A 20,068-nucleotide genomic window follows, 5' to 3' on the forward strand; every position below is an offset into this window, starting at 1 on the left:
CGATAACGAGGTGGTCTTGTCCAATATCCGCGAAGTAGCCAGGCTGGCCGGCGTCTCTGTCGCCACGGTGTCCCGAACACTGAAGTCGCCTGAGCGCGTGCTCCCCGACACGCGCGACAAGGTCAACGCCGCCGTGGAAAAAGCCGGTTATCGGCCGAACCTGATGGCGGTGCAATTTCGCTCACGCAGAACCGGCAACCTGGTGATTCTGGTGCCGACCATCGCCAACACCTTTTTCGCCAAGGTGATCAGCGGCGCGCAGCAAGCCGCCCAGCTCGCCGGTTATCGGCTGTTGCTGTGCGACACCCAGGGCCGGGAGGAAATCGAACGGGAGTTTGCCGAATTGGTATACGCCCATCAGGCCGATGGCGTGATCCAACTACGCGCCTACGACCCGTTCGAAGCGCCCTTCCCCAGTGCCGAATTGCCGCCAATCGTCAATGCCTGCGAGGTGATTCAAGGCGGGCGTCATCCCACCATCAGCCTCGACAACCGCGCAGCCGCCAAGGCCATGACCGAGCATTTGATTGAACTGGGCCACCGCCGGATCGGCCTGATCAAAGGCCCGAAAAGCAGCCCGCTGACCCGCGATCGCGTGGCCGGTTATCAGGACGCCTTGCATCAGGCCGGTATCGCGTCGGATCCCGCGCTGATCTGCCACGGTGACTTCAGCCTGAAGGCCGGCGATGACGGCGCCGCCGCGATGCTGGCGTTGCCCGACCGCCCCACGGCGCTGTTTTGCGAAAACGATGAAATGGCCATCGGTGCGTTGAAACGCATCAAGCAACAGGGCTTGCGAGTCCCCGAGGACATTTCATTGGTGGGTTTCGACGACATCCCTTTCGCGGCGTACTGCGATCCGCCCCTGACGACCATCTCGCAACCGGCCGAAACCTTCGGCCAGAAAGCCGTCGAGATGTTGATTGCGCTGATCGAGAAGAAACCGCTCGCACAACGGCACGTGGTGTTGCCGTTCACATTGACCTTGCGCAACAGCACGGCGGTGGTCAGGGAGCGCTGACATTTTTCCCGGGCGAGCACTAAATCCCTTTGCGCACCCGCCCCGGCGCCTCGCCATACACTTCCTTGAATTTTTTGCTGAACGCCGCCTGGGATTGATACCCGACCTGCGCGGCAATGTCGCTCAACCCCAAATGGGAATGACTCAACAAGCTGAACGCTAGCTCCATCCGTATCTGAGTCAACAGCACCCAGGGCGACACGCCGGCTACCTTCACAAATGCGCGCATAAAGGTGGCTCGCGACATGCTGGCGGCGTCGGCCAGGGCCTCGATGGTCCAGCCGTGCGCGGGGTCGGCGAGGATGGCCTGCCAGGCGAGCCCCAAACGCTTGTCCGCCAACAATGCCAAGGTTCCGCTGGTTTGGCCGTGGGTCGCCAGGTGCGCCCGCAGCATCAAGGTGAACAGTGCCTGGGACAGTGCGTCGAGCAAGAATCGTGCGCCCGCCTGCTCACCGTCCGCCTCACTGCGCAACATCGCGACCAATGCCGCCAGCGGTCCATTGGCCGGTAACGCATCGCGGGGAATCACCAGGTACGCGGGCAACGCGGCAAACAGCAGCGAGGCGCGGTTGTAATGAAAGCGCCCGCAGAGCATGTCCAGATCAGGGCTGGCATTACCGATGCGACGCACCTGTAACACGCCGCCGGTCTCGACGTGGGGTTTGCTAGGTGCAACGGTTTTGCCCGGACTGTGAATGACATGGGCGGTGCCTGACGGCAGCAGCAGGATATCGCCCGCGCGCATCGGCAAGCGCTGACCGCCAGGCAACTCCACCCGGCACTCCCCCGCCAGCACAATGTGATAAGGCGCCACTCCCAGGGCTTCCTGCTCGTGCTCCAGCGCCCAGTCGCCCTGAAACTGGCAGCGCAAATTCAGGCTGCCGCGCACGTTGGCCAATGAGATGAGTTTATCGATCGACTTCATAGGAGCGCATCGCAGACGAAATGAGCGGATCGAACACGTCGAGCCTTGGGGAGGGACAAGACTAAGCGATTTCGTCGAGCGCCGGTGCGGCGGATCGTGGCTCCGGACATTTGAGACGATCAAGCAAAAACCTGAGCGCGACGCACAAAAGCGCTGCCTAGCCAACCGGCAGACTTCCCGCATTCCCACACAACGTGAATTGCTGGAGAAGTCCCATGCTGCATTCCTTCACCGCCGGGCTGCGCCTCATCGGCAAGTTCGACACCCTTGGCACTCACCTGATGCGCCTCGCTATCGCCATCGTTTTCCTGTGGATCGGCGCGCTGAAATTCGTCCCGTACGAGGCCGACAGCATCACCCCGTTTGTCGCCAACAGCCCGTTCCTGTCGTTCTTCTATGAGCACCCGCAGGACTACAAAACGCACCTGACCCATGAAGGTGAACTGAACCTGGACAAGCGCGCCTGGCAGACCGCCAACAACACCTACACCTTCTCCCATGGCCTGGGTGTGGTGGAAATCCTGATCGGCGTGCTGGTGCTTTCCAACCCGCTCTCACGCAAAACCGGCCTGCTCGGCGGTGCCCTGGCCTTTGCCACGCCGCTGGTGACCCTGAGTTTCCTGATCACCACACCCGAAGCCTGGGTCGCGGCCGCCGGTGATGCCCAGCACGGCTTCCCTTACCTGTCCGGCGGCGGACGCCTTGTGCTCAAGGATGTGCTGATGCTCGCCGGTGCCCTGCCGGTGATGGCCGATTCCGCCCGCCGTTTGCTGCAAGAACACGCCTGACCACTTTTGGACTCTGGAAAATCATTTTGAAAACCCTGGCCGTTTTGTTACTCACCCTCTTCACCGGCAGCGCATTTGCCGCCACCGCGGCTGAACCCGCCCGCACCGGTGTGGCGCTGGATGTGGCGAAAACCATCAGCGTCACCGACACCAGCAGGGAGTGCGGCGTGGTGCCGGTGGAATGGGTGTATGAAGACTCACACGGAACTCGGCATGTCGCGACTTACTCGGTAATGGGCGATGGCTGTGCGGGGGGTTGAAGACTGACCTGACACGACCCGCCTTGTAGGCCCGTCGCTGCACGAGTGACCGCGGTCCGATTGCAGCGTTAAAATCCGACAGGTTTGGTTAATTTGTTTGAGGAAGATCCCGCTATGTCCAGTCTCGACACCTCCCTGCAAGATACCGCCGCGCCTGATGGCGTTTGTTATGGCTGCGGCAGCGACAACCCGCACGGGCTCCACATCAAGAGCTTCTGGCATGAGGACGGCGTGCATGTCATGGCCGAGCACGTGCCGGATGCCATGTACTGCGGCTGGCCGGATCTGGTGTACGGCGGGCTGATCGCGATGCTGGTTGACTGTCATTCAAACTGGACGGCGATGGCTTACCACTACCGAATAGAAAACCGCGAAGTCGCCAGCCTCCCCCGCATCAACTGCGTCACCGGCAACCTTGGCATCAAGTTCATCAAACCGACACCAATGGGCGTACCGCTGACCCTGCGTGCACGAGTGGAAGGCGATGTCGGGCGCAAAACGCGCGTCATCTGCGAGGTCTACGCCGGGGACGTGCTCACGGCTGTTGGAGACTCCGTGTTTGTTCGGGTGGATACCGAACAATTGGCGGCGGTTGCGCATAATCGGTAGGTCGTTTGCATGCTCCAGAGACCGTCTGTTCAGGCGCATGTCTTGTCTTCCTGCAGGGCTAAGATTGGCTAATAAGGGCCAGTCGTGACGAATGGCAACAGGACAATAGCGCTCATTTAAAAGTGTCTTGGAGGCGGGCCAGATTAGAGAACGGGAATCTGGAATTGCAGATCGACGTCTGAAAAATACAATGGCGCAGCCAGGTTTCGGAGAGCCTTTATGAACAACTCGCACGCTGTGGCAGATACCGTACAAACCCTGATGTTCGAGCGCCAAGAATGGGTGCCCAACAACCCGCACCTGCCGGTACTCATTTACCCCAACGCGATTGCCGTTCAGGGCGACGACCCGGCTGCACTGTTCGAGCAAACTTTCAGGGCCAATGGCTGGCCACCACAATGGCGATACGGGGTATACGGCTACCACCATTACCATACCGAAGGTCATGAAGTTCTCGGGATCGTCAGCGGTAACGCCCGGTTGATGCTGGGCGGCCCGGATGGACAGGCAGTTGAAGTCAGTCCGGGCGATGTCTTGTTACTGCCGGCTGGCACCGGCCACTGCAATCTGGACGCCAGCGACGACTTTCTGGTGGTCGGGGCTTATCCGCCGGGTCAGCAGGCCGATATCTGCCGCGAGGCGCCCACCAAGGCTCAATTGGCGAGGATCGACACGCTGCCGTTTCCCGATCAGGACCCGGTGCAAGGCTCGCAGGGCGCCGTCCACCAGTATTGGGTCGGCCAGCGTTGAGAGGCTGCGGTCAGTCACGAACGGCGCGGACCTTTCCGCTGAAGACTTTGAAGCCGTAAGTGTTGTAGATGAGCGTCACCGGGATCAGCACGGCGAAACCGACCAACATGAACATCTGACTGGTGGGACTTGAGGCGGCTGCCTGCAAGGTCAGGTTCGGCGGAATAATCAACGGGAACAGCGCTGCGATCATCAGTGCGAACGCCAACACGAAGATTCCCAATGCAGCGAACAGCGGCAGACAGTGCCAGCGGCTTCGAAACCCCAAGGTGAAGCCGATCAGCAGCGCAATGAGCGATGTTGCGGCTGGCAGCCAGACAAGTCGATTGGAAAGCCGACTCGCATATCGGGCGTCCAGTGTCGTTGTCCAGACCACCAACACGGCCAACAGCACCAGGGTGATGATGGCCAGCGCCCTCGCCTGTCGACCTGATCGCTGTTGCAAGTCTTCAACAGTGCGCCAATACAGCCAGCAGGCGCCTAACCACGTGTAGCCGACGACAAGCACCGCGCCGCAAAACAGCGGAAACAGACCTGACCACTCCCAGCCGTCCCCGCTGTACTGCCCGCCCTGGTTTGGCACGCCCTGGACAAGCGTACCCAACACAATCCCCTGAGTGGCCCCGGCCAGCAGCGACCCGACCAGCAGCAAGCCATCGACCCCGCGTTTGATACGATCGCTGGGCGAGTAGTCGCGAAATTCCAGCGCCACCGCGCGAAGAACCAGTGCCAGAAACATCGCGACAAACGGCAGATACAGCGCCGGCAGCAGGATGGCGTAAGCCAGCGGAAACAACGCCAGCAGACCACCGCCTCCCAGCACCAGCCAGGTTTCATTGGCGTCCCAGATCGGCAGGATGGTCACCGCCATGGAACGACGGTGCCGACTGCATCGGGTAAGGCCAAGCAGTACGCCCACACCCAGATCAGTGCCGTCCAGCAGCACGTAGTTCAACACCGAGAAACCCAGGGCCGCAGCGGACAGCAGGGTTATCCAGTCAATGCCCAACATGGATGCAGGCCCTCACGGTTTACCCGTCTCGTCAGCCAACGTAGGTTGAGGCCCGGGCTCGTTCTCGTGAGGTGGCTCACGCAGCAATCGCAGCAGCACCCATAACCCCACGCCGAAGATCACCCCATAAAACGCCAGGATCGTCCACGTCGCGCCTACCACCTGCTGTCGAGACACCGAAGACAGGCTGTCAGCCGTGCGCAGCAAACCATAGACGGTGAAAGGTTGGCGTCCGACCTCGGTCACCACCCAGCCGCTCAACATCGCCAAAAATCCGGCCGGAGCCATCAACACACACACTCGGAGCATCCAGCGCGCTGCGTACAACCGTTTTCGCCAGCGCAATACCAGGCTGGCCAGGCCCTGCCCCAGCATCAACAGGCCCAGGCCGACCATGATCCGAAAAGCGAAGAAGACCGCTGGCACCGGCGGGATGTCTTGAGGCGGGAACTCGTCCAGCGCGGCGATGGTGCCACTCAGATCGTGCTTAAGGTAGAGCGACCCCAGGCGTGGAATCGCCACTTCCCAATGGTTGCGTCGCTCAATCATGTCTGGAAGGGCGAACAAGCGTAAGGGTTCACCCGCCCCCTCAGGCGGGCGAGTCCAGGAGCCTTCGATGGCGGCGACCTTCTGCGGCTGAACGATGAGGCTGTGTTGGCCATGAAGATCTCCGACCACGATCTGCACAGGGATGAGCAAGGCAATCGTCCACAGCGCCATGGAATAGACAAGCCGGGCTCGCGGATTCTCAGGCGCACGCAACAACTGCCAGGCGCTGATGCCGGCCACCAGCGTGGCGCTGCCGAGGAACGCCGCCAACGTCATGTGCGCAAGCCGATAAGGAAACGATGGATTGAAAATGATCGCCCACCAATTCTCGGCAATGAAACGACCCTCGGCGTCAATCGAGTAACCGGCGGGTGTCTGCATCCAGGAATTGGCCGACAGGATCCAGAACGCGCTCATCAGCGATCCGACGGCCACCGCGCAGGTGGCGAAGAAATGAATCCGTGGTCCGACCTTCTTCATTCCGAAGAGCATGATGCCGAGAAAACCAGCCTCTAGAAAAAAGGCGGCCAGCACTTCGTAAAACATCAAGGGGCCGAGGATGTCACCGGCCCGAGTCGAAAGCCGCGACCAATTGAGGCCGAACTGATACTCCAGAATCAGGCCCGAGGCGGTGCCCACCGCCACCGTGAGGGCAAATACTTTTAGCCAGTATCGATAGACGTCGAGGTAGATCTGTCGCCCACGCCACAGCCACTGCGCTTCGAGCACCAATAAAAAATTGGACAAACCAATGGTGAGTGCAGCCAGCACAATGTGAAAGCTGATGGTGATCGCAAACTGGACACGCGCCGCCATCAGCGCCGAATCAAGCGCGTCCATGCCGTCCACTCACCGCTTGCGCAGTCTCGCAGAACGGGACTGTCGAAAGAGGGTTACTTAGGCAGTCAAAGACTTTGGCGAGAGTCAGCATGGCACCTGTCCGATGCAGCACAAGCGAATTCAAGAGGCCGCGATCGTGGTCGATCTTTGAAGGCTTCCCTCGCGAGCTTCAGGTCACAAACGCAAAATGATCAAAGCAGAGTCCACTTCGCCAGCCTCCTCAGGGACGAGCTGGTTGGGCGGCAACTGGCAAGGCGGACACATAGACAATAGCTTCCCCTGCTGAACCTGCCTCACGCCGCTCATCAAATATCCCTGCTCGTGCTCATCGTTTATACGTCGGCTCAACTACGGTTATTCCACGATCGCTTTCCAACCGAGGAGCGCAGTACATGTCCAGAATCCTCTCTCTGATGTTCGCCGCCCTGGTCTTCTGCACCAGCCCGGCGATGGCGGATACGCTCAAGATCAGCGTGATTGGCGCCGGTAAGGTCGGCGGTACGCTTGGCACGCTATGGGTAAAGGCCGGGCACTCGGTGATGTTTTCGTCACGCCACCCCGAGGAGCTGACGGACCTGGTCAAGACGGCTGGCCCCAACGCTCAGGCGGGCACGGTTGGCGATGCCGCGGCATGGGGCGATGTGATCGTGTTGAGCGTTCCCTACGGCGCAATGCCGGTGCTGTCCGAACAGCTGAAAGGCAAGCTGGACGGCAAAGTGCTGTTCAGCACCAGCAACCCCTTCAGCGGCCGAGACGGTGACGTCGGGCGCAAGGCGCTGGATCAGGGAGTCGCCTTGGCGGACCAGCAATATCTGCCCGGAGTGCACCTGGTGCGGGCGTTCAACGCCATCGGCTACGCATCAATGAAAGACCTGTCAGGCAAAGGCAAGGCGATTCCCGTTTTCGCCGACGATGCCCAAGCCCGGGATGTCGGTGCCCGGTTAGTGCGCGACGCCGGATTTGTGCCAGTGCTTTTCCCGCTGGCACGAGCCAATGAAGGTTTGCCGAGCGGCCCGCTCAGCGGCGTCTGGAGTGAAGCCGAACTCAAGCAACGGCTGGGCCCTTAGCGAGCAATCCCGCAATACTTAATCTCGTTGCATTTTGAAACCGATACAAGCCCCGGCCCAACACCGTCTAATCTGAATAGAGCAGGACCCAAACACGCCTCTTGATACAGGGGAAACGGGATGACCGTTAAAACAGCACGTCAATGCTCGTCATGGCTCATCCCTTCCCTGCTCGCCATCAGCCTGGCGCTGGTCGCGGGATGTTCAGGCAAAACGTCCACCGCTCGCTATGCAACCTCAAGTGTGGGCTCGGCCTGCTATGCAAAAGCGCTTCCCACCGCCGGCGAGGGTGGCCTTGCCTGGGGCAACACCTTGAGCATGGCGCGCCAAAAATCCCTGGATAATTGCATCCGCTATGCCGGCCGATCCGGTGGCACGCCGAATACCTGCCAGGTGGTGTTGGCGGAGTGCAGGAATTGAAACCTATGCAAATCCGAGGAACGACAGGACTACCACGACGACCACTACTAACCCGACGATGTAGATGATGTTGTTCATGAAACCCACCTCTCAACCAGAATAGGACTGCGGCACGAGGGATTACACCTACACGGTAGTGCACCTTTGCTTGCAATGCCATTCGGCGACACGCAGTCTCATTTTCTCATCAGCAATCTTCGGCCAGAGCGCCCCATCGAAATCAGCTTAACGGCCCTTATTGTCTGCGTTCACCCTGCTAAAGATCGCGTAACGAATTAACGAAACGGCATTAGCCTCTACCGTCGATGTTTTATGCATCACTTACAACACCGCTCCCCGACTCGGCAAAAACACGATGCCGTAATTTCCACATCAGCCCTCGCCATGGCCAGGTCAAGCCGAGTCTTGGCCGCCGCGGCTTCAGCGTCCCGTCCCAGGCGTTTCAGGCATTCCACATAACCGTGGAGGCTCCACACATTGTCCAGATGCCAGGACGCACGGCTGAGTGTGTTATCCAGTCCGAGATCGGCCCGGTACGCCTGCAAGGCTTCTTCTACCCTGCCCTGTTCCAGAAGCAGCGCACCCAGTGCATGCCGGACCGGTTGCATCCAGCCCCATGGCTCGTCATAAGGCAGATTGTCGTCCAGTGCCAGCGCCTCGCGCAGGTGGGTAAACGCGCTGTCGTGGTTGCCTTTGCGGTACTCGATTTCCCCGCGCAGCATGGCGCCGGCGACCGCCAGGATGTCGAGGCAGGTGTTGTTGAAGAGGTAACGGGTTTCCGGCACTCGGCTCAGGGCATTGATGAAGAGCTGCTGTTCGGTTTCTGCGGCGGCGACATGCCCGCAGGCGGCGTGCGCCACGCCTCGGGCGTAATGCAGCATCGCCGTGGTTACGCAGTACAGTGCCTGGTCGTTCGGCAGCGGCGTGGCGAGTATGTCTTGCCATTTGCCGAAGCGGATCTGCACGTGGACCTTCATCGACACGAAGCCTTCCAGCCAGTCGGCCATGGGCGGCTGCTCCACGCGCAGCAGTTCTTCCTTGATGGTCGCAGTCAGTTGATCGGCGGCTTCAAGGGCCGGTTGGTACTGCCCGAGGAACATCGCCGAATAGAGTTTGAAGTGGTAGTTGTGGCTTCGGTACAGGGTGTAAAAGTTGAGGGGCCCTTCCTGTTGCAGGTATTTACTGTCGGCCTGGATCGCCCGGCTGTTGGTGATCATGGCCCCCCGGTAATCACCACAAAGCACGTCGATGTGCGACGGCATATGACGCAAATGTCCGGCGTCCGGCACCAGATCGCGCAGGACGTCGCCGGCTCGCAACGCTCGCTCCGGATAAGGAGACATTTCCATCGTGTGGACGTACATATGCAGCACGCCCGGGTGCGGCGCATCGCCGTGCTGCTCCATCCGCCGCAGCGCCTGCTCCAGCACGACCACAGCCTCCAGTGTGTCGGCGCCCGGTGCCGGCGCACCGGTTTTCAGGTCCCATAATTGCCAGGGCGTGCGGTCGATCAGCGCTTCGGCAAACAGCGCAACGACGTCGGGATCATCAGGGAAGGCTTGATAGACATCACGCATGGCGGCCGCGTAGGCGTCGTTCCAGGCGAAGAGTTGCTCAAGACTGGTCGCATCATCAGCCTGATAGCGTTTTTCCAGCGCCCGGATCAGCGCCTGCTCCACCGGTTTTGCACCGTCGAGATGTGCCAGCGCGGTGTGCGTCGCCAGCCGGGCGTGTGCCACGGCTTCTTTCAACTCTTGTTCAATGAAGGCATCCCAGCGCTTGTTGTAGTTGGGGCCCGAGGCGTAGGCGATGCCCCAGTAAGCCATCGCACAATCGCTGTCGTGTTCGATGGCCTTGTGGAAACAGCGAATGGATTCGTCGTGGTTGTAGCCGTAGCACCAGATCAGACCGCGATCGAACCAGAGCTGGGCCTGTGGCGAATGGGTCGTTACCGGGCGGCTGTAGGTGCCCAAATCGTAATAGTCGTGCATCGGTTTATCCTCTCGATCAGAGCATGAAGCCTCGCAGGAAATGCTTGCAGACGAGGATGGATGACGCGGTCTGATTTCCTGGAGACCGTTGATTGCTGAGGAGCTAAAGCATAGCCCTGCGCTCCTGGTTGAGCGGTACAGCCGACGACAGGTTTGCGCCGCCCGTTTTTCCGGGGCTGTGAAGTAAATGAAAACGGGCGCCAGTGGTGCCCGTTATGTGTTGCTTTCTACCAACTGCCGTAAGGGATGCCATATTGGCCGATGTAGCGCTTCGCCTTGTCGCTGACGGGATAGGCATATTGCCCCTGGCTTTTGCCTTGGTCTGGGCCCATCGGTTCTATCTCTGCTTGCGCCCGAGCCACCTTGATGGCTTTCATGCATTTATCCGCTACCCACACTTGGACAACTCCACCGGGTGCCACACCAACATAAACCAACGCGACATTGCCTGCGGGCTCATCCGGTGATGCCGGGCAAGGTTCTTTCCATGTAGCGCGCATGATTTGCCGGGCTTCTTCAGGAATGTCGACCCATATTCGGTACGTTTGGGGTTCGACTATGGACTGCCAGCGAACAAAGATCCGTTTGGGTAATTCGGCACCCACCACTTCGCGAATGCCTCCGGTTATTTCGCCCCACCCACGAGCAGACTCCGCATTGTTTTCTGGCTCTCCACCCGCTGCCGTACCGCCCCCTGTACGGTGAAATAGCTTACCGTTGATGTCTTCAACCTCGCTGTCTTCGACCCAAGCTTTCATGTAGTAAGGCTCGTTGAAGCTGAGGCTCCACCACTTTCTCGTGAGTTCCGTTTTGGGCGATACAAGGTTCGTGGCTTGGCAGCCTGAAACCAAAAGCATCCCTAACAACATTCCCAAGACACGCATCAAAATGTTCTCCAGTTTGAATCTTGCACGTGGGGATGACGCACTCGCACGCCATTCGCAGTAGGCGCATTGGTGTAGCGGAGATTTACGCCACGCTCTCGACTTAATCCTATTGGATTGCTCCAGTTAGCGGACATATGGATGTAGTGTAATTTGAGCATTTTGTCTTCTGGGGCAGTGATTTCGTAGTTACCACCAAGAAATCTGTCGCGGAGAGCCTCTAGCTCTGACGGAATTGAATATTGGGAGGTTTTTGGCACATCGATGAACTGCACACCCTTCTCTTTCGCCAATTTATGCATCAAATGCAGATACACCACCGACAGCTTGCCACTGACCGGACGCTTTAGCTGCAAACCTGCGTACACCCTGACCTGCTTGAGCCCGATGGTCTGCTCTGCCTTCGGCAAGATGCTCGGTTTCGGAATCACAATTTCCAGCATTGTCTCTGGCCAGCCGTTGGCGATCCACTTGGCTTTTTGCTGCTGGGCGTCACGATAAATTGAAGTGGTTCGAATATCCGTTCCCTCTCGGATCGTAAGGGCCTGCATAGGGCTGACCAGCACGCACTCCTCCACTTCCTCCCGATAACCGCCACCGATATCCGAATGCACGCCTGGAACGGATATTTCTGTGTGTGCGGGAATGACCGTGCTTAACGCAAAGTTGGCTCGAATTTCATCTCGCGCGGTCAACTGGACAACATCAGTAAAGTACTTTCGATCAAGGTAGAGCTTGATCCCTGGCGCTACCGGGCTCTGGATGTTGCCGATGTTTGTGAACCCCGCGACCGATGGGACCGTATCGAATAGACCGATAAACCCCATGATGATTTCACTGTTGTACTGACCACCAAAACTGGAACTGAAGCCCTTGGGATTACTACGCAGCACTTCGCCCAAAGGACCTTGTTTGCAACGTACGATTTCATTAGCGAAATGTCGGGCAGCGGCAGCACCTCGACTGAATCCAAAGGTGTCGAAGGTGAGGGATGTGATCTCGCTGTCGGGATTGCGATCTATTGCCTCCTTGATCAGTGTTTTCATGGCGACAAACGCTTTTTGCACCTTCCCCGCTACACCGGCATCACCTCGCCCGGTGGCCGCGGCACCCATGCTGTCTTCAGCGCCTGCATCCGTACCGATTCCATCGACATACAAACTGCGAAGCACGAGTTTGGCTGAGCCATCGCTGCCGGCTACTTCCGATGTCGGATAAAGCTCATAAAGCTTGAAGACATTACTGACATCATTCCCATAACTACCTTCAGGATCTGCCATATAAGGCTTACAACTCGCATCAACATCCGCTGGCTGGATTGGATGATGCGCGCCGCAAAGCAGCCCGGAAGCCGAGTTGCCGGCATTGTTGAGCGTCCCGTCAAAGAACACCCCAATGCGCAGCGCGACCCTGACTTTTTCTTTCGCAGGCAACGGTGCCTTGCCGTGTTTCTCGTATTCCGCCCAGCGTCGGGCATGGATGTCGACGGGTTTGGCTTCGTCGTATCGGTAGTTTTTCGGGGGGTTGGGGACGTATCCACTCATTCCTTGATCACCTGGCTCCTTGGTACAGCGGGCGCTGAGGGTGCCACTGTGGATCCAATCAAGCAACGCGTAGCCAGAGGCCATCACCCGGTGGAATTAGGCTTCGGCCATCCATTGCCGACGTCGATAGTCACCATCAACTCAATGAAGTTCTCATAAAAAATCCGCGGCGTAAGATCGGCTCCATACCAAAACAACTACACCCCGGAGCACACCATCATGAAACGCCAAATCCTTCTCAGCATCGCTTTCTCGGTTTTTGCAGTTAACGCTTTCGCCGCTACCTCTGCTCACCCGGTTGTCGCTGAAGGCGGCTCGGATCGTCTGATTGAAAGTCGTGTGGCTGAAGGTGGTTCCGACCGTCTGATCGAGAATCGTGTGGCTGAAGGTGGCTCCGATCGTCTGATCGAAAACCGCGTCGCCGAAGGTGGTTCCGACCGTCTGATCGAAAACCGCGTGGCTGAAGGTGGTTCGGATCGTCTGATCGAAAACCGCGTTGCTGAAGGTGGTTCCGACCGTCTGATCGAAAGCCGCGCCGCATAAATGACTGGCTTCACCGTAATACTCAACGAAAAGCCCGGCCTTATCAGCCGGGCTTTTTCGTGCACAACGTTTAACCAACTGTCCATACACGTGGATAGTCATGACAGCTTTAACGGCTATTGATCCGCTATTCAGTCTATTAGCATCAACCGCAGGTAGAAGCTCTACCGAGCACCGAACTGAATAGAGGAACACAATGAACAAGCCCGAGTTTTTTGTCACGCCCGGTTATGGCGAAACTCTGCTCAACGCTTTGCACTACTCGCAAGCTTTAAAAATGGGCGATCGAGTGGAGACTTCAGGCCAGGGCGGTTGGGATGACGATTTACAGATTCCCGAATCTATCGAGGACGAGATTGCTCAGGCATTTCGCAATCTAGAACGAACCCTGGCGACGGCAGGTGCCAGTTGGGAGCACGTGGTCCACGTCAATTCTTACCATGTCGGAGGTTTCCCCCCGATAGTGAATGAGACGATGGCCAGGCTGTATCGCCAATACATGCCCAACCACGCCCCCATCTGGACGCAGCTCGGGGTCGCGGCGCTGGGTCTTCCGACGATGCGTATTGAAATCCGCGTTACCGCCATTGTTCCTTGAGTTCAATGAGCGGGCGACTCGTCCCTGAATGTCTGAATCACCCAGTCGATAAAAACCTTCAGCCGGGCATTTTGGTGTCGATTGGGTGGATAGAGGACATGAAACTGCATGGCGGGCCGAGACCAGTCCTCCAAAACAGCAACTAACTCGCCAGCGTCCAGATAGGGCTGAACAATGCGCCTGAAGTGCTGCCCGATACCCAGGCCCGCGAGCATCATTTCTTTAAGTCCGTTACCGTCATTGGTCGAAAATTCGCAGTCACCGACTTCGTATCGATGAGTGTCGCTCTCGAAAATCAAGGGTTCCGGTCTACCCGTCGCGGCAAAGAAGTAGCCTGCCTGGACATGGTTTGTCTGGAGATCGATGGGAGAAGCAGGCGTACCCATGCGGTCGAGATAAGCAGGGGTTGCGCAGGTGACGTATTGAAGGTCGACGATCTTGCGCCCGATCATCGTCATGTCATCCAGTTCACCGGCACGAATGACGCAATCCACGCCCTCGCCAACGATATTCACTGGCCGGTCGCTGATGCCTAAAGCGAGAGTGATATCGGGATACTCGCGATGAAAATCAGGCAACGCGGGTATCAGCAGACAATTGGCGAATGAGGCCGGCGCATCGATCCTCAGGTGCCCGCCAGGCTTGAGCTTTTTACCCCGCGCGGCGGTGTCCACTGCTTCCAGTTCGGCAATCAGACGCATCGCATGACTGTAATATTCCAGCCCGTCCGATGTGGCGGCGACCGCACGGGTGGTTCGGTGCATCAGCTTGATGCCAAGATGCTTTTCGAGGTCGGTTATCAACTTGCTGACCGTCGACCTTGGAAGCGCCAGTTGGTCTGCAGCCCGGCTGAAAGAGCCTGTTTCCACAACACGTACAAACGCACGCATTGCTAAAAGTTGGTTCACTGTAGTCTACCCGCCTCTTGAACATGCACCCGCACTGTCGATGAATCTGCACAGTAATGACTGGAATCAGTATGTTTGTTCTGCATTTCAGTCTAACTCAGCGGGCACTTCAGCGTTGTATGCTTGCCGTCCATCTGTGATACACAACACCTGAATTTGTAAGTCCTGAGTCTGATGAGGTTTTGCTTATGCCCTGCTTCCCACGCATCCCGCAACTGCTGACCTGCGCCCTGGTCGGTTTACTGGCTGGCGGCGCACAGGCGAACACACCCGCCCCGGTGCCAGACAGTTTGCAACCACTACTGGTGACGATGAACGAGCGCCTGAACATTGGTGATCTCGTCGCGCTGACCAAGTGGGACAGTGGCAAACCGATTCAGGACAGCGTCCGTGAAGCGCAGGTCATCTCGAATGCCAGGAAGATGGCCGTCAAACGAAAACTGGACCCGGATCAGGTCGCCGAGTTGATCGACGCACAGATCGAAGCCAACAAGCTGGTGCAGTACGGGCTGCTCGCTGTTTGGCGGGCGGCCGGTAAGGCGCCTGACACCCCGCGGCCGGACCTTGCCAAGCAGATCCGCCCACAGCTGGATGAGCTGCAAAGCCGTCTGCTTCAGCAATACGCCGATTTCGCGCCCTATCGCAAAGACCCGAACTGCCCGGACTGGCTGGGCGAGGCGCGAGCCGGTCTGATCAAGGATCAACTGCACGGCCAGGCGTTGATACGCGCTACCGGGGAGTTGTGTATCGCTGATCAGTGACAGGGCGACACCCGTTCCGCGCAGCCATTGACTGCGTCAATAGTCACCATTAACTCAATGAAGTTCTCATAAAAAATCCGCGGCGTAAGATTGGCTCCATACCAAAACAACTACACCCCGGAGCACACCATCATGAAACGCCAAATCCTTCTCAGCATCGCTTTCTCGGTTTTTGCAGTTAACGCTTTCGCCGCTACCTCTGCTCACCCGGTTGTCGCTGAAGGCGGCTCGGATCGTCTGATTGAAAGTCGTGTGGCTGAGGGTGGTTCGGATCGTTTGATCGAGAATCGCGTTGCTGAAGGTGGTTCGGATCGTCTGATCGAAAACCGCGTCGCTGAAGGTGGTTCCGACCGTTTGATCGAAAACCGCGTCGCTGAAGGTGGTTCCGACCGTCTGATCGAAAACCGCGTCGCCGAAGGTGGTTCCGACCGCCTGATCGAAAACCGCGTCGCTGAAGGTGGCTCTGACCGCCTGATCGAAAACCGCGTCGCTGAAGGTGGTTCCGACCGTCTGATCGAAAACCGTGTCGCCTGAATGAATGGCTTTACAGCGGTACCCAACAAGAAGCCCGGCCTAATCAGCCGGGCTTTTTCGTGAGCTACTTTTAGATCATCCGTATAGCCGCCGTTCGATCTTGGCGGCACTATTGAAGACTTGCGGCAAGCCATCGGGCAAAACTGCATGCGCAACACTGACGCGTTTTACAGAACAACAAAAATACAGGAGTTGAAAATGTCTGAACTGAACCTGCATCCCAACGCCGCACAATCCCTGAAGCAATGGCACGACATGATCCAAAAGGGTGACTTGGGCGCCCTGCCCGGTTTGTTGGACCCTCAAGCGGTATTCCGCTCGCCGATGGCTCACAAGCCTTACCCGGGAGCGGCCGTGGTATCGATGATTCTCAACACGGTCGTCAATGTATTTGAGGATTTCGCCTACCACCGGGAACTGTCGACAGCAGACGGCTTGAGCGTCGTGCTGGAGTTCAGCGCCAAAGTCAGCGGTAAAGAGTTAAAGGGCATCGACATGATCCGGTTCAACGAACAGGGAAAAATCGTTGAGTTCGAAGTGATGGTCCGCCCATTCAGCGCCTTGCAAGCCTTGGGCGAGCAAATGGGACAACGCCTTGGCGCGTATCTGGCGGCCAGCAAAGCCTGATTGCACCGCATCGTTTGGGCGAGGTGCTACGGGCAACCCGAGCACCTCGTTCACAAGGCCACCGCTATGAGCAGGGATGAGCAGGATGTCGCCAACTTGCTCAGACGCATAACCCGCCGAATTCGGACCACACAACAACTGACCGCCATCACTGAACCACTCCTGGCGAACTGATAGTCGGGTTATCCCTTGGTTCCCGGATCCCGGACTATCCTTTCATGCGGTCGTTGCACTTGCCTTGCTCGCGCTGCGACACCCAAGCAGCCAAACCCCGTGTCTCCTGATCTGGAGGTATCCCATGAGCGATAGCACCGAAGTCACGTCCTTCACCGGCTGGGCCGCAACGGCGGCCGGCGCGCCGCTGGAGCGTTACAGCTACGACCCCGGGCCATTGGGGGATGAGGAGGTGGAAGTCACCGTGGAGTATTGCAGCGTCTGCCACTCCGACCTGTCGATGATCGATAACGAATGGGGCGTCAGCAACTACCCTTTCATGCCTGGCCACGAGGTGGTCGGCAGCATTGTGCGAGTGGGTGCGCAGGTACGCGGGCTCGAAGTGGGACAACGGGTGGGCATTGGCTGGTACAAGGGCAGTTGCATGCATTGCTCCTCGTGCATCGGCGGCGCTCACCATCTGTGCGGCACCGCCAAACCCACCATTATCGGCAGCAACGGAGGCTTCGCCGACCGCCTGCGTTCACACTGGGCCTGGGCGCTGGCGATACCGGGCGAACTCGACCCGTCGATGGCCGGGCCGCTGTTCTGCGCCGGCTCGACGGTGTTCAACCCATTGTTGGAATTCGACGTCAAACCCACTGACCGGGTCGGTGTGGTGGGCATCGGCGGCCTCGGTCATCTGGCACTGCGCTTCCTGAATGCCTGGGGCTGCGAGGTCACGGCGTTTACCTCGTCGTTGAACAAGACCGACGAAGCCCGACGCCTCGGCGCGCACAACGTCATCGCCTCGACCGACAGCGACGCGCTGAACGCCATTGCCGGCACCCTGGATTTCCTGTTGGTGACCGCCAACGCCAACCTCGACTGGACGGCCATGCTTGCCACCCTGCGCGGCAAGGGGCGCCTGCACTTTGTCGGCATCGTGCCCGACGCTATTCCGGTGCATGTGTTCAACCTGATCCCTCAACAAAAGACCTTGTCCGCCTCGCCGGTCGGCTCGCCGAGTAACACGGCGACCATGCTGGAATTCTGCGCACGTCATCAGATCCTGCCGCAGGTCGAACTCTTTCCCATGAGTCGGATCAACGAAGCCATCGATCACTTGCGCAGCGGCAAGGCACGTTACCGCGTTGTGCTGGATGCGAGTCAATGACGGACTGACGCTGATATGGATAACACTCATTGCAGTTCTTACGCAGGAGTTGGAAATGAACTTCAGAAACTCACTTGCAGCCCTCATGATCAGCGCAAGCCTGTTCGGCTGCACCACTTCATCAGACCATGGCGTGTCTGTCCCGTTGGTTGCCACCCGGCAGAACACCGGGCAGATCGGCAATGTAACGCTGACAAGCTGGGACAAACAAACCGGACTCAGCTTCTTCATCAGTGGCGCTCCAAGCGGAGTAACTCTGCCCTTGCGTCTCTACTCCTTCATCCATAAAGGCATCTGCCAGCAACCCGGGCCAGTCGCCTTTGCAATGAATGACAAGGTCATCACCACGCGCGAAGCCATACGCGGTTGGTCGTTCTCAAGAAGCGCACCGATCGCACTTCAGGATCTGCTTGCCGGTGACTATTCCATCGTCGTGCGAACGGCTCCGGAGAGTGGCAACGTCGATATTTTTTGCGGCGATATCAGGCAAGGAGGCGCAGTGAAGTAGCCAGAAACTGGTGCTCTTCTTCCGGGTCGCGTTTAAGCTACTGGTTGCGCGGTCCGGATCATTTTCACGCATGACGATCAACGATCCGAACCGAGCCACCCCGATCATTACAACATCAGGTCTCCGATGCCTGCCGGCTTGTCACTTACCTCAGCGACTTGAATCCGGCCCGGACTTCCTCCGAGAAAAGCGCTGGCTGCTCCCACGCAGCAAAGTGCCCACCCTTGGGAAGCTTGTTGTAATGCACAAGTTTCGGGTAGGCCTTCTGCGACCAACTTTTCGGAGCTGCATACAGCTCATCAGGAAACACGCTAACCGCAACCGGGATGTTGACGCCCTTGACGGCGAAGAATGTCGACTTGTTCTCCCAATAGAGCCGCCCCGAGGAAACGGCCGTTTGGGTCAGCCAGAACAACGTGATGTTGTCGAGGACGTCATCGGGTGTGAGGCCTTCCGGTTGTCCGTCAATGGAACGAGCGATCATCTCGTAGCTTTTAGGATCGTGATCAAGCATGAAGGCCGCCAAGCCAACGGGCGAATCATTAAGACCTGTCAGCGACTGAGGCCTGTCACCCATCATGATTGCGTAGCCAATGTGCTTGTAGGTGTTGGCCAGTTGATCTGCCGCTTGCTTCTCTTCCGCAGAAAGACCGCTGGGTACCGGGTCACCGCGGAACAACGCGGCATCAAGTTCAGGCGGGATGACGCCAGGCATGTTCGAATGAATACCGATCAGGCCAGGTGGCGCCTTTACAGCCATCAGATCGACAACGATAGAACCCCAATCGCCCCCTTGCGCCCCGTACCGGGTGTATCCGAGACGCTTCATCAGCTCGATATAGGCATCGGCGATATGCTCGGGATTCCAGCCGGCCTCGGTCGGTTTCTCCGAAAAGCCGTAACCCGGCATCGATGGAATCACCAGGCTGAACGCATCGGAGGCGCTGCCTCCGTGTGCCACAGGATCGGTGAGTGGGCCGATGACTTTCATCAATTCGATGATCGACCCAGGCCAACCGTGCGCCATCAGTAGCGGTAACGCATTCTCGTGTTTTGAGCGGACATGAATGAAATGTATATCCAGGCCATCGATGTGGGTGATGAAGTTTGGAACTGCGTTTATTTTGGATTCAATCACTCGCCAGTCATATTGGGTCGCCCAGTGTTTGGCGAGTTTCTGGATCGTCGCCAGTTGCACACCTTGAGAGGAGTCATTGACGGTTTCCTTGTCCGGCCATCTCGTTGCTTCTATACGCCTGCGCAACTCTGAAAGTTCTGACTCTTGGGCACTGAAATGAAAGGGGCGTATTTCAGCAGAAACATTCTTTGTTTTTATTGGATTATTAGTCATTGCATCAGTCCTGATTGATAAACCGAGTAACCCTAGCGGTGCCGCAGCACATGTCACTGCCGCAGCGCTGCAAAACTTACGTCTGGTTAAAGAAAGTTGTTTGATGTGTCTTGACATACAGGCTCCTGAGGCGCGAAGCCACGCGCAGATCCCTTCTTTGATTGATGGGATCCTGACGACAAATGGGTATTTATAGCGGGAGTTGTAATCGCTGTTTTTTTATAGTTCGGGTAACAAAGCAGCCAGTT

General features: G+C 57.9%; 22 protein-coding genes. 14 read left to right on the plus strand and 8 right to left on the minus strand.

What is annotated here, in order from left to right:
* The first annotated feature begins 16 nt into the window (after positions 1–16).
* Complete coding sequence (locus ACA070_RS18870; RefSeq protein WP_497451987.1) at positions 17–1,021, plus strand: LacI family DNA-binding transcriptional regulator; 1,005 nt, start codon at positions 17–19, stop codon at positions 1,019–1,021.
* Between the two features lie 19 nt (positions 1,022–1,040).
* Here the strand turns inward: ACA070_RS18870 and ACA070_RS18875 are convergent, their stop codons facing one another.
* Positions 1,041–1,946, minus strand: coding sequence for an AraC family transcriptional regulator (locus ACA070_RS18875; RefSeq protein ID WP_497447856.1), 906 nt, complete (start codon positions 1,944–1,946; stop codon positions 1,041–1,043).
* 215 nt (positions 1,947–2,161) lie between these two features.
* Between ACA070_RS18875 and rclC the strand changes: the two genes are divergently transcribed.
* The 4 genes from rclC to ACA070_RS18895 all read left to right on the plus strand — a co-directional run bounded on the left by rclC (position 2,162) and on the right by ACA070_RS18895 (position 4,353).
* Positions 2,162–2,734 (plus strand): reactive chlorine resistance membrane protein RclC, encoded by a 573-nt coding sequence (gene rclC / locus ACA070_RS18880; RefSeq protein ID WP_497447857.1) that lies wholly within the window; start codon positions 2,162–2,164, stop codon positions 2,732–2,734.
* Between the two features lie 26 nt (positions 2,735–2,760).
* A complete protein-coding gene (locus ACA070_RS18885; RefSeq protein ID WP_497447858.1) occupies positions 2,761–2,994 on the plus strand; it encodes a DUF2790 domain-containing protein in 234 nt (77 codons plus the stop codon).
* A gap of 114 nt (positions 2,995–3,108) precedes the next feature.
* Positions 3,109–3,603, plus strand: coding sequence for a PaaI family thioesterase (locus tag ACA070_RS18890; RefSeq protein ID WP_497447859.1), 495 nt, complete (start codon positions 3,109–3,111; stop codon positions 3,601–3,603).
* Positions 3,604–3,822: 219 nt separating this feature from the next.
* Positions 3,823–4,353, plus strand: coding sequence for a cupin domain-containing protein (locus tag ACA070_RS18895; protein WP_497447860.1), 531 nt, complete (start codon positions 3,823–3,825; stop codon positions 4,351–4,353).
* A gap of 10 nt (positions 4,354–4,363) precedes the next feature.
* On the opposite strand, the gene ACA070_RS18900 is transcribed toward ACA070_RS18895, so the two are convergent.
* Together ACA070_RS18900 and ACA070_RS18905 are read right to left on the minus strand one after the other, a co-directional pair.
* A complete protein-coding gene (locus ACA070_RS18900; protein ID WP_497447861.1) occupies positions 4,364–5,365 on the minus strand; it encodes a cytochrome d ubiquinol oxidase subunit II in 1,002 nt (333 codons plus the stop codon).
* 12 nt (positions 5,366–5,377) lie between these two features.
* A complete protein-coding gene (locus ACA070_RS18905; protein WP_497447862.1) occupies positions 5,378–6,754 on the minus strand; it encodes a cytochrome ubiquinol oxidase subunit I in 1,377 nt (458 codons plus the stop codon).
* A gap of 392 nt (positions 6,755–7,146) precedes the next feature.
* Between ACA070_RS18905 and ACA070_RS18910 the strand changes: the two genes are divergently transcribed.
* Both ACA070_RS18910 and ACA070_RS18915 read left to right on the plus strand, forming a co-directional pair.
* Positions 7,147–7,821 carry an NADPH-dependent F420 reductase gene (locus tag ACA070_RS18910; RefSeq protein WP_497447863.1) on the plus strand — a complete coding sequence of 225 codons (675 nt, stop codon included), beginning with the start codon at positions 7,147–7,149 and terminating at the stop codon, positions 7,819–7,821.
* Positions 7,822–7,941: 120 nt separating this feature from the next.
* Positions 7,942–8,241: a hypothetical protein gene (locus ACA070_RS18915; RefSeq protein ID WP_497447864.1), complete on the plus strand. Its 300-nt coding sequence runs from the start codon at positions 7,942–7,944 to the stop codon at positions 8,239–8,241.
* A 317-nt stretch (positions 8,242–8,558) separates the two neighbouring features.
* Here ACA070_RS18915 and ACA070_RS18920 read toward each other — a convergent pair whose 3' ends face one another.
* The 3 genes from ACA070_RS18920 to ACA070_RS18930 all read right to left on the minus strand — a co-directional run bounded on the left by ACA070_RS18920 (position 8,559) and on the right by ACA070_RS18930 (position 12,660).
* Positions 8,559–10,232 carry a tetratricopeptide repeat protein gene (locus ACA070_RS18920; protein ID WP_497447865.1) on the minus strand — a complete coding sequence of 558 codons (1,674 nt, stop codon included), beginning with the start codon at positions 10,230–10,232 and terminating at the stop codon, positions 8,559–8,561.
* Between the two features lie 227 nt (positions 10,233–10,459).
* The gene (locus ACA070_RS18925) at positions 10,460–11,116 is read right to left on the minus strand and encodes a DUF2931 family protein (RefSeq protein ID WP_497447866.1); all 657 of its coding nucleotides are present in this window, start codon (positions 11,114–11,116) and stop codon (positions 10,460–10,462) included.
* Positions 11,116–12,660, minus strand: a complete 1,545-nt coding sequence (locus ACA070_RS18930; RefSeq protein WP_497447867.1) for a T6SS phospholipase effector Tle1-like catalytic domain-containing protein — start codon at positions 12,658–12,660, stop codon at positions 11,116–11,118. The genes ACA070_RS18925 and ACA070_RS18930 overlap by 1 nt, the downstream gene beginning before the upstream one ends.
* A gap of 219 nt (positions 12,661–12,879) precedes the next feature.
* Between ACA070_RS18930 and ACA070_RS18935 the strand changes: the two genes are divergently transcribed.
* On the plus strand, positions 12,880–13,203 hold the full coding sequence (locus ACA070_RS18935; protein ID WP_497447868.1) for a hypothetical protein: 324 nt from the start codon (positions 12,880–12,882) through the stop codon (positions 13,201–13,203).
* A 196-nt stretch (positions 13,204–13,399) separates the two neighbouring features.
* On the plus strand, positions 13,400–13,801 hold the full coding sequence (locus tag ACA070_RS18940) for a RidA family protein (protein ID WP_497447869.1): 402 nt from the start codon (positions 13,400–13,402) through the stop codon (positions 13,799–13,801).
* Between the two features lie 2 nt (positions 13,802–13,803).
* Here the strand turns inward: ACA070_RS18940 and ACA070_RS18945 are convergent, their stop codons facing one another.
* Complete coding sequence (locus ACA070_RS18945) at positions 13,804–14,709, minus strand: LysR family transcriptional regulator (protein ID WP_497447870.1); 906 nt, start codon at positions 14,707–14,709, stop codon at positions 13,804–13,806.
* Positions 14,710–14,897: 188 nt separating this feature from the next.
* Between ACA070_RS18945 and ACA070_RS18950 the strand changes: the two genes are divergently transcribed.
* The 5 genes from ACA070_RS18950 (at position 14,898) to ACA070_RS18970 (ending at position 18,469) form a co-directional block, all read left to right on the plus strand.
* Positions 14,898–15,470, plus strand: coding sequence for a chorismate mutase (locus tag ACA070_RS18950; RefSeq protein WP_497447871.1), 573 nt, complete (start codon positions 14,898–14,900; stop codon positions 15,468–15,470).
* A gap of 132 nt (positions 15,471–15,602) precedes the next feature.
* Positions 15,603–16,004 carry a hypothetical protein gene (locus tag ACA070_RS18955; RefSeq protein ID WP_154911624.1) on the plus strand — a complete coding sequence of 134 codons (402 nt, stop codon included), beginning with the start codon at positions 15,603–15,605 and terminating at the stop codon, positions 16,002–16,004.
* Positions 16,005–16,202: 198 nt separating this feature from the next.
* Positions 16,203–16,631 carry a nuclear transport factor 2 family protein gene (locus ACA070_RS18960; RefSeq protein ID WP_497447872.1) on the plus strand — a complete coding sequence of 143 codons (429 nt, stop codon included), beginning with the start codon at positions 16,203–16,205 and terminating at the stop codon, positions 16,629–16,631.
* Positions 16,632–16,929: 298 nt separating this feature from the next.
* The gene (gene ahr / locus ACA070_RS18965; RefSeq protein ID WP_497447873.1) at positions 16,930–17,961 is read left to right on the plus strand and encodes an NADPH-dependent aldehyde reductase Ahr; all 1,032 of its coding nucleotides are present in this window, start codon (positions 16,930–16,932) and stop codon (positions 17,959–17,961) included.
* A gap of 55 nt (positions 17,962–18,016) precedes the next feature.
* Entirely contained in the window at positions 18,017–18,469 is a 453-nt protein-coding gene (locus ACA070_RS18970; protein WP_497447874.1) for a hypothetical protein, read from the plus strand.
* Positions 18,470–18,614: 145 nt separating this feature from the next.
* Here ACA070_RS18970 and ACA070_RS18975 read toward each other — a convergent pair whose 3' ends face one another.
* Entirely contained in the window at positions 18,615–19,820 is a 1,206-nt protein-coding gene (locus ACA070_RS18975; protein WP_497447875.1) for an epoxide hydrolase family protein, read from the minus strand.
* Between the last annotated feature and the right edge of the window lie 248 nt (positions 19,821–20,068).

The organism is Pseudomonas sp. LBUM1678, assembly GCF_059695575.1.

What these genes read in the sequence shown, in the direction of transcription:
- ACA070_RS18875 (WP_497447856.1), bottom strand. Translation starts at nt 1,946, where the DNA reads ATGAAGTCGATCGATAAACTCATCTCATTGGCCAACGTGCGCGGCAGC.
- rclC (WP_497447857.1), top strand. Translation starts at nt 2,162, where the DNA reads ATGCTGCATTCCTTCACCGCCGGGCTGCGCCTCATCGGCAAGTTCGAC.
- ACA070_RS18890 (WP_497447859.1), top strand. Translation starts at nt 3,109, where the DNA reads ATGTCCAGTCTCGACACCTCCCTGCAAGATACCGCCGCGCCTGATGGC.
- ACA070_RS18895 (WP_497447860.1), top strand. Translation starts at nt 3,823, where the DNA reads ATGAACAACTCGCACGCTGTGGCAGATACCGTACAAACCCTGATGTTC.
- ACA070_RS18900 (WP_497447861.1), bottom strand. Translation starts at nt 5,365, where the DNA reads ATGTTGGGCATTGACTGGATAACCCTGCTGTCCGCTGCGGCCCTGGGT.
- ACA070_RS18905 (WP_497447862.1), bottom strand. Translation starts at nt 6,754, where the DNA reads ATGGACGCGCTTGATTCGGCGCTGATGGCGGCGCGTGTCCAGTTTGCG.
- ACA070_RS18910 (WP_497447863.1), top strand. Translation starts at nt 7,147, where the DNA reads ATGTCCAGAATCCTCTCTCTGATGTTCGCCGCCCTGGTCTTCTGCACC.
- ACA070_RS18915 (WP_497447864.1), top strand. Translation starts at nt 7,942, where the DNA reads ATGACCGTTAAAACAGCACGTCAATGCTCGTCATGGCTCATCCCTTCC.
- ACA070_RS18920 (WP_497447865.1), bottom strand. Translation starts at nt 10,232, where the DNA reads ATGCACGACTATTACGATTTGGGCACCTACAGCCGCCCGGTAACGACC.
- ACA070_RS18925 (WP_497447866.1), bottom strand. Translation starts at nt 11,116, where the DNA reads ATGCGTGTCTTGGGAATGTTGTTAGGGATGCTTTTGGTTTCAGGCTGC.
- ACA070_RS18930 (WP_497447867.1), bottom strand. Translation starts at nt 12,660, where the DNA reads ATGAGTGGATACGTCCCCAACCCCCCGAAAAACTACCGATACGACGAA.
- ACA070_RS18935 (WP_497447868.1), top strand. Translation starts at nt 12,880, where the DNA reads ATGAAACGCCAAATCCTTCTCAGCATCGCTTTCTCGGTTTTTGCAGTT.
- ACA070_RS18940 (WP_497447869.1), top strand. Translation starts at nt 13,400, where the DNA reads ATGAACAAGCCCGAGTTTTTTGTCACGCCCGGTTATGGCGAAACTCTG.
- ACA070_RS18950 (WP_497447871.1), top strand. Translation starts at nt 14,898, where the DNA reads ATGCCCTGCTTCCCACGCATCCCGCAACTGCTGACCTGCGCCCTGGTC.
- ACA070_RS18955 (WP_154911624.1), top strand. Translation starts at nt 15,603, where the DNA reads ATGAAACGCCAAATCCTTCTCAGCATCGCTTTCTCGGTTTTTGCAGTT.
- ACA070_RS18960 (WP_497447872.1), top strand. Translation starts at nt 16,203, where the DNA reads ATGTCTGAACTGAACCTGCATCCCAACGCCGCACAATCCCTGAAGCAA.
- ahr (WP_497447873.1), top strand. Translation starts at nt 16,930, where the DNA reads ATGAGCGATAGCACCGAAGTCACGTCCTTCACCGGCTGGGCCGCAACG.
- ACA070_RS18970 (WP_497447874.1), top strand. Translation starts at nt 18,017, where the DNA reads ATGAACTTCAGAAACTCACTTGCAGCCCTCATGATCAGCGCAAGCCTG.
- ACA070_RS18975 (WP_497447875.1), bottom strand. Translation starts at nt 19,820, where the DNA reads ATGACTAATAATCCAATAAAAACAAAGAATGTTTCTGCTGAAATACGC.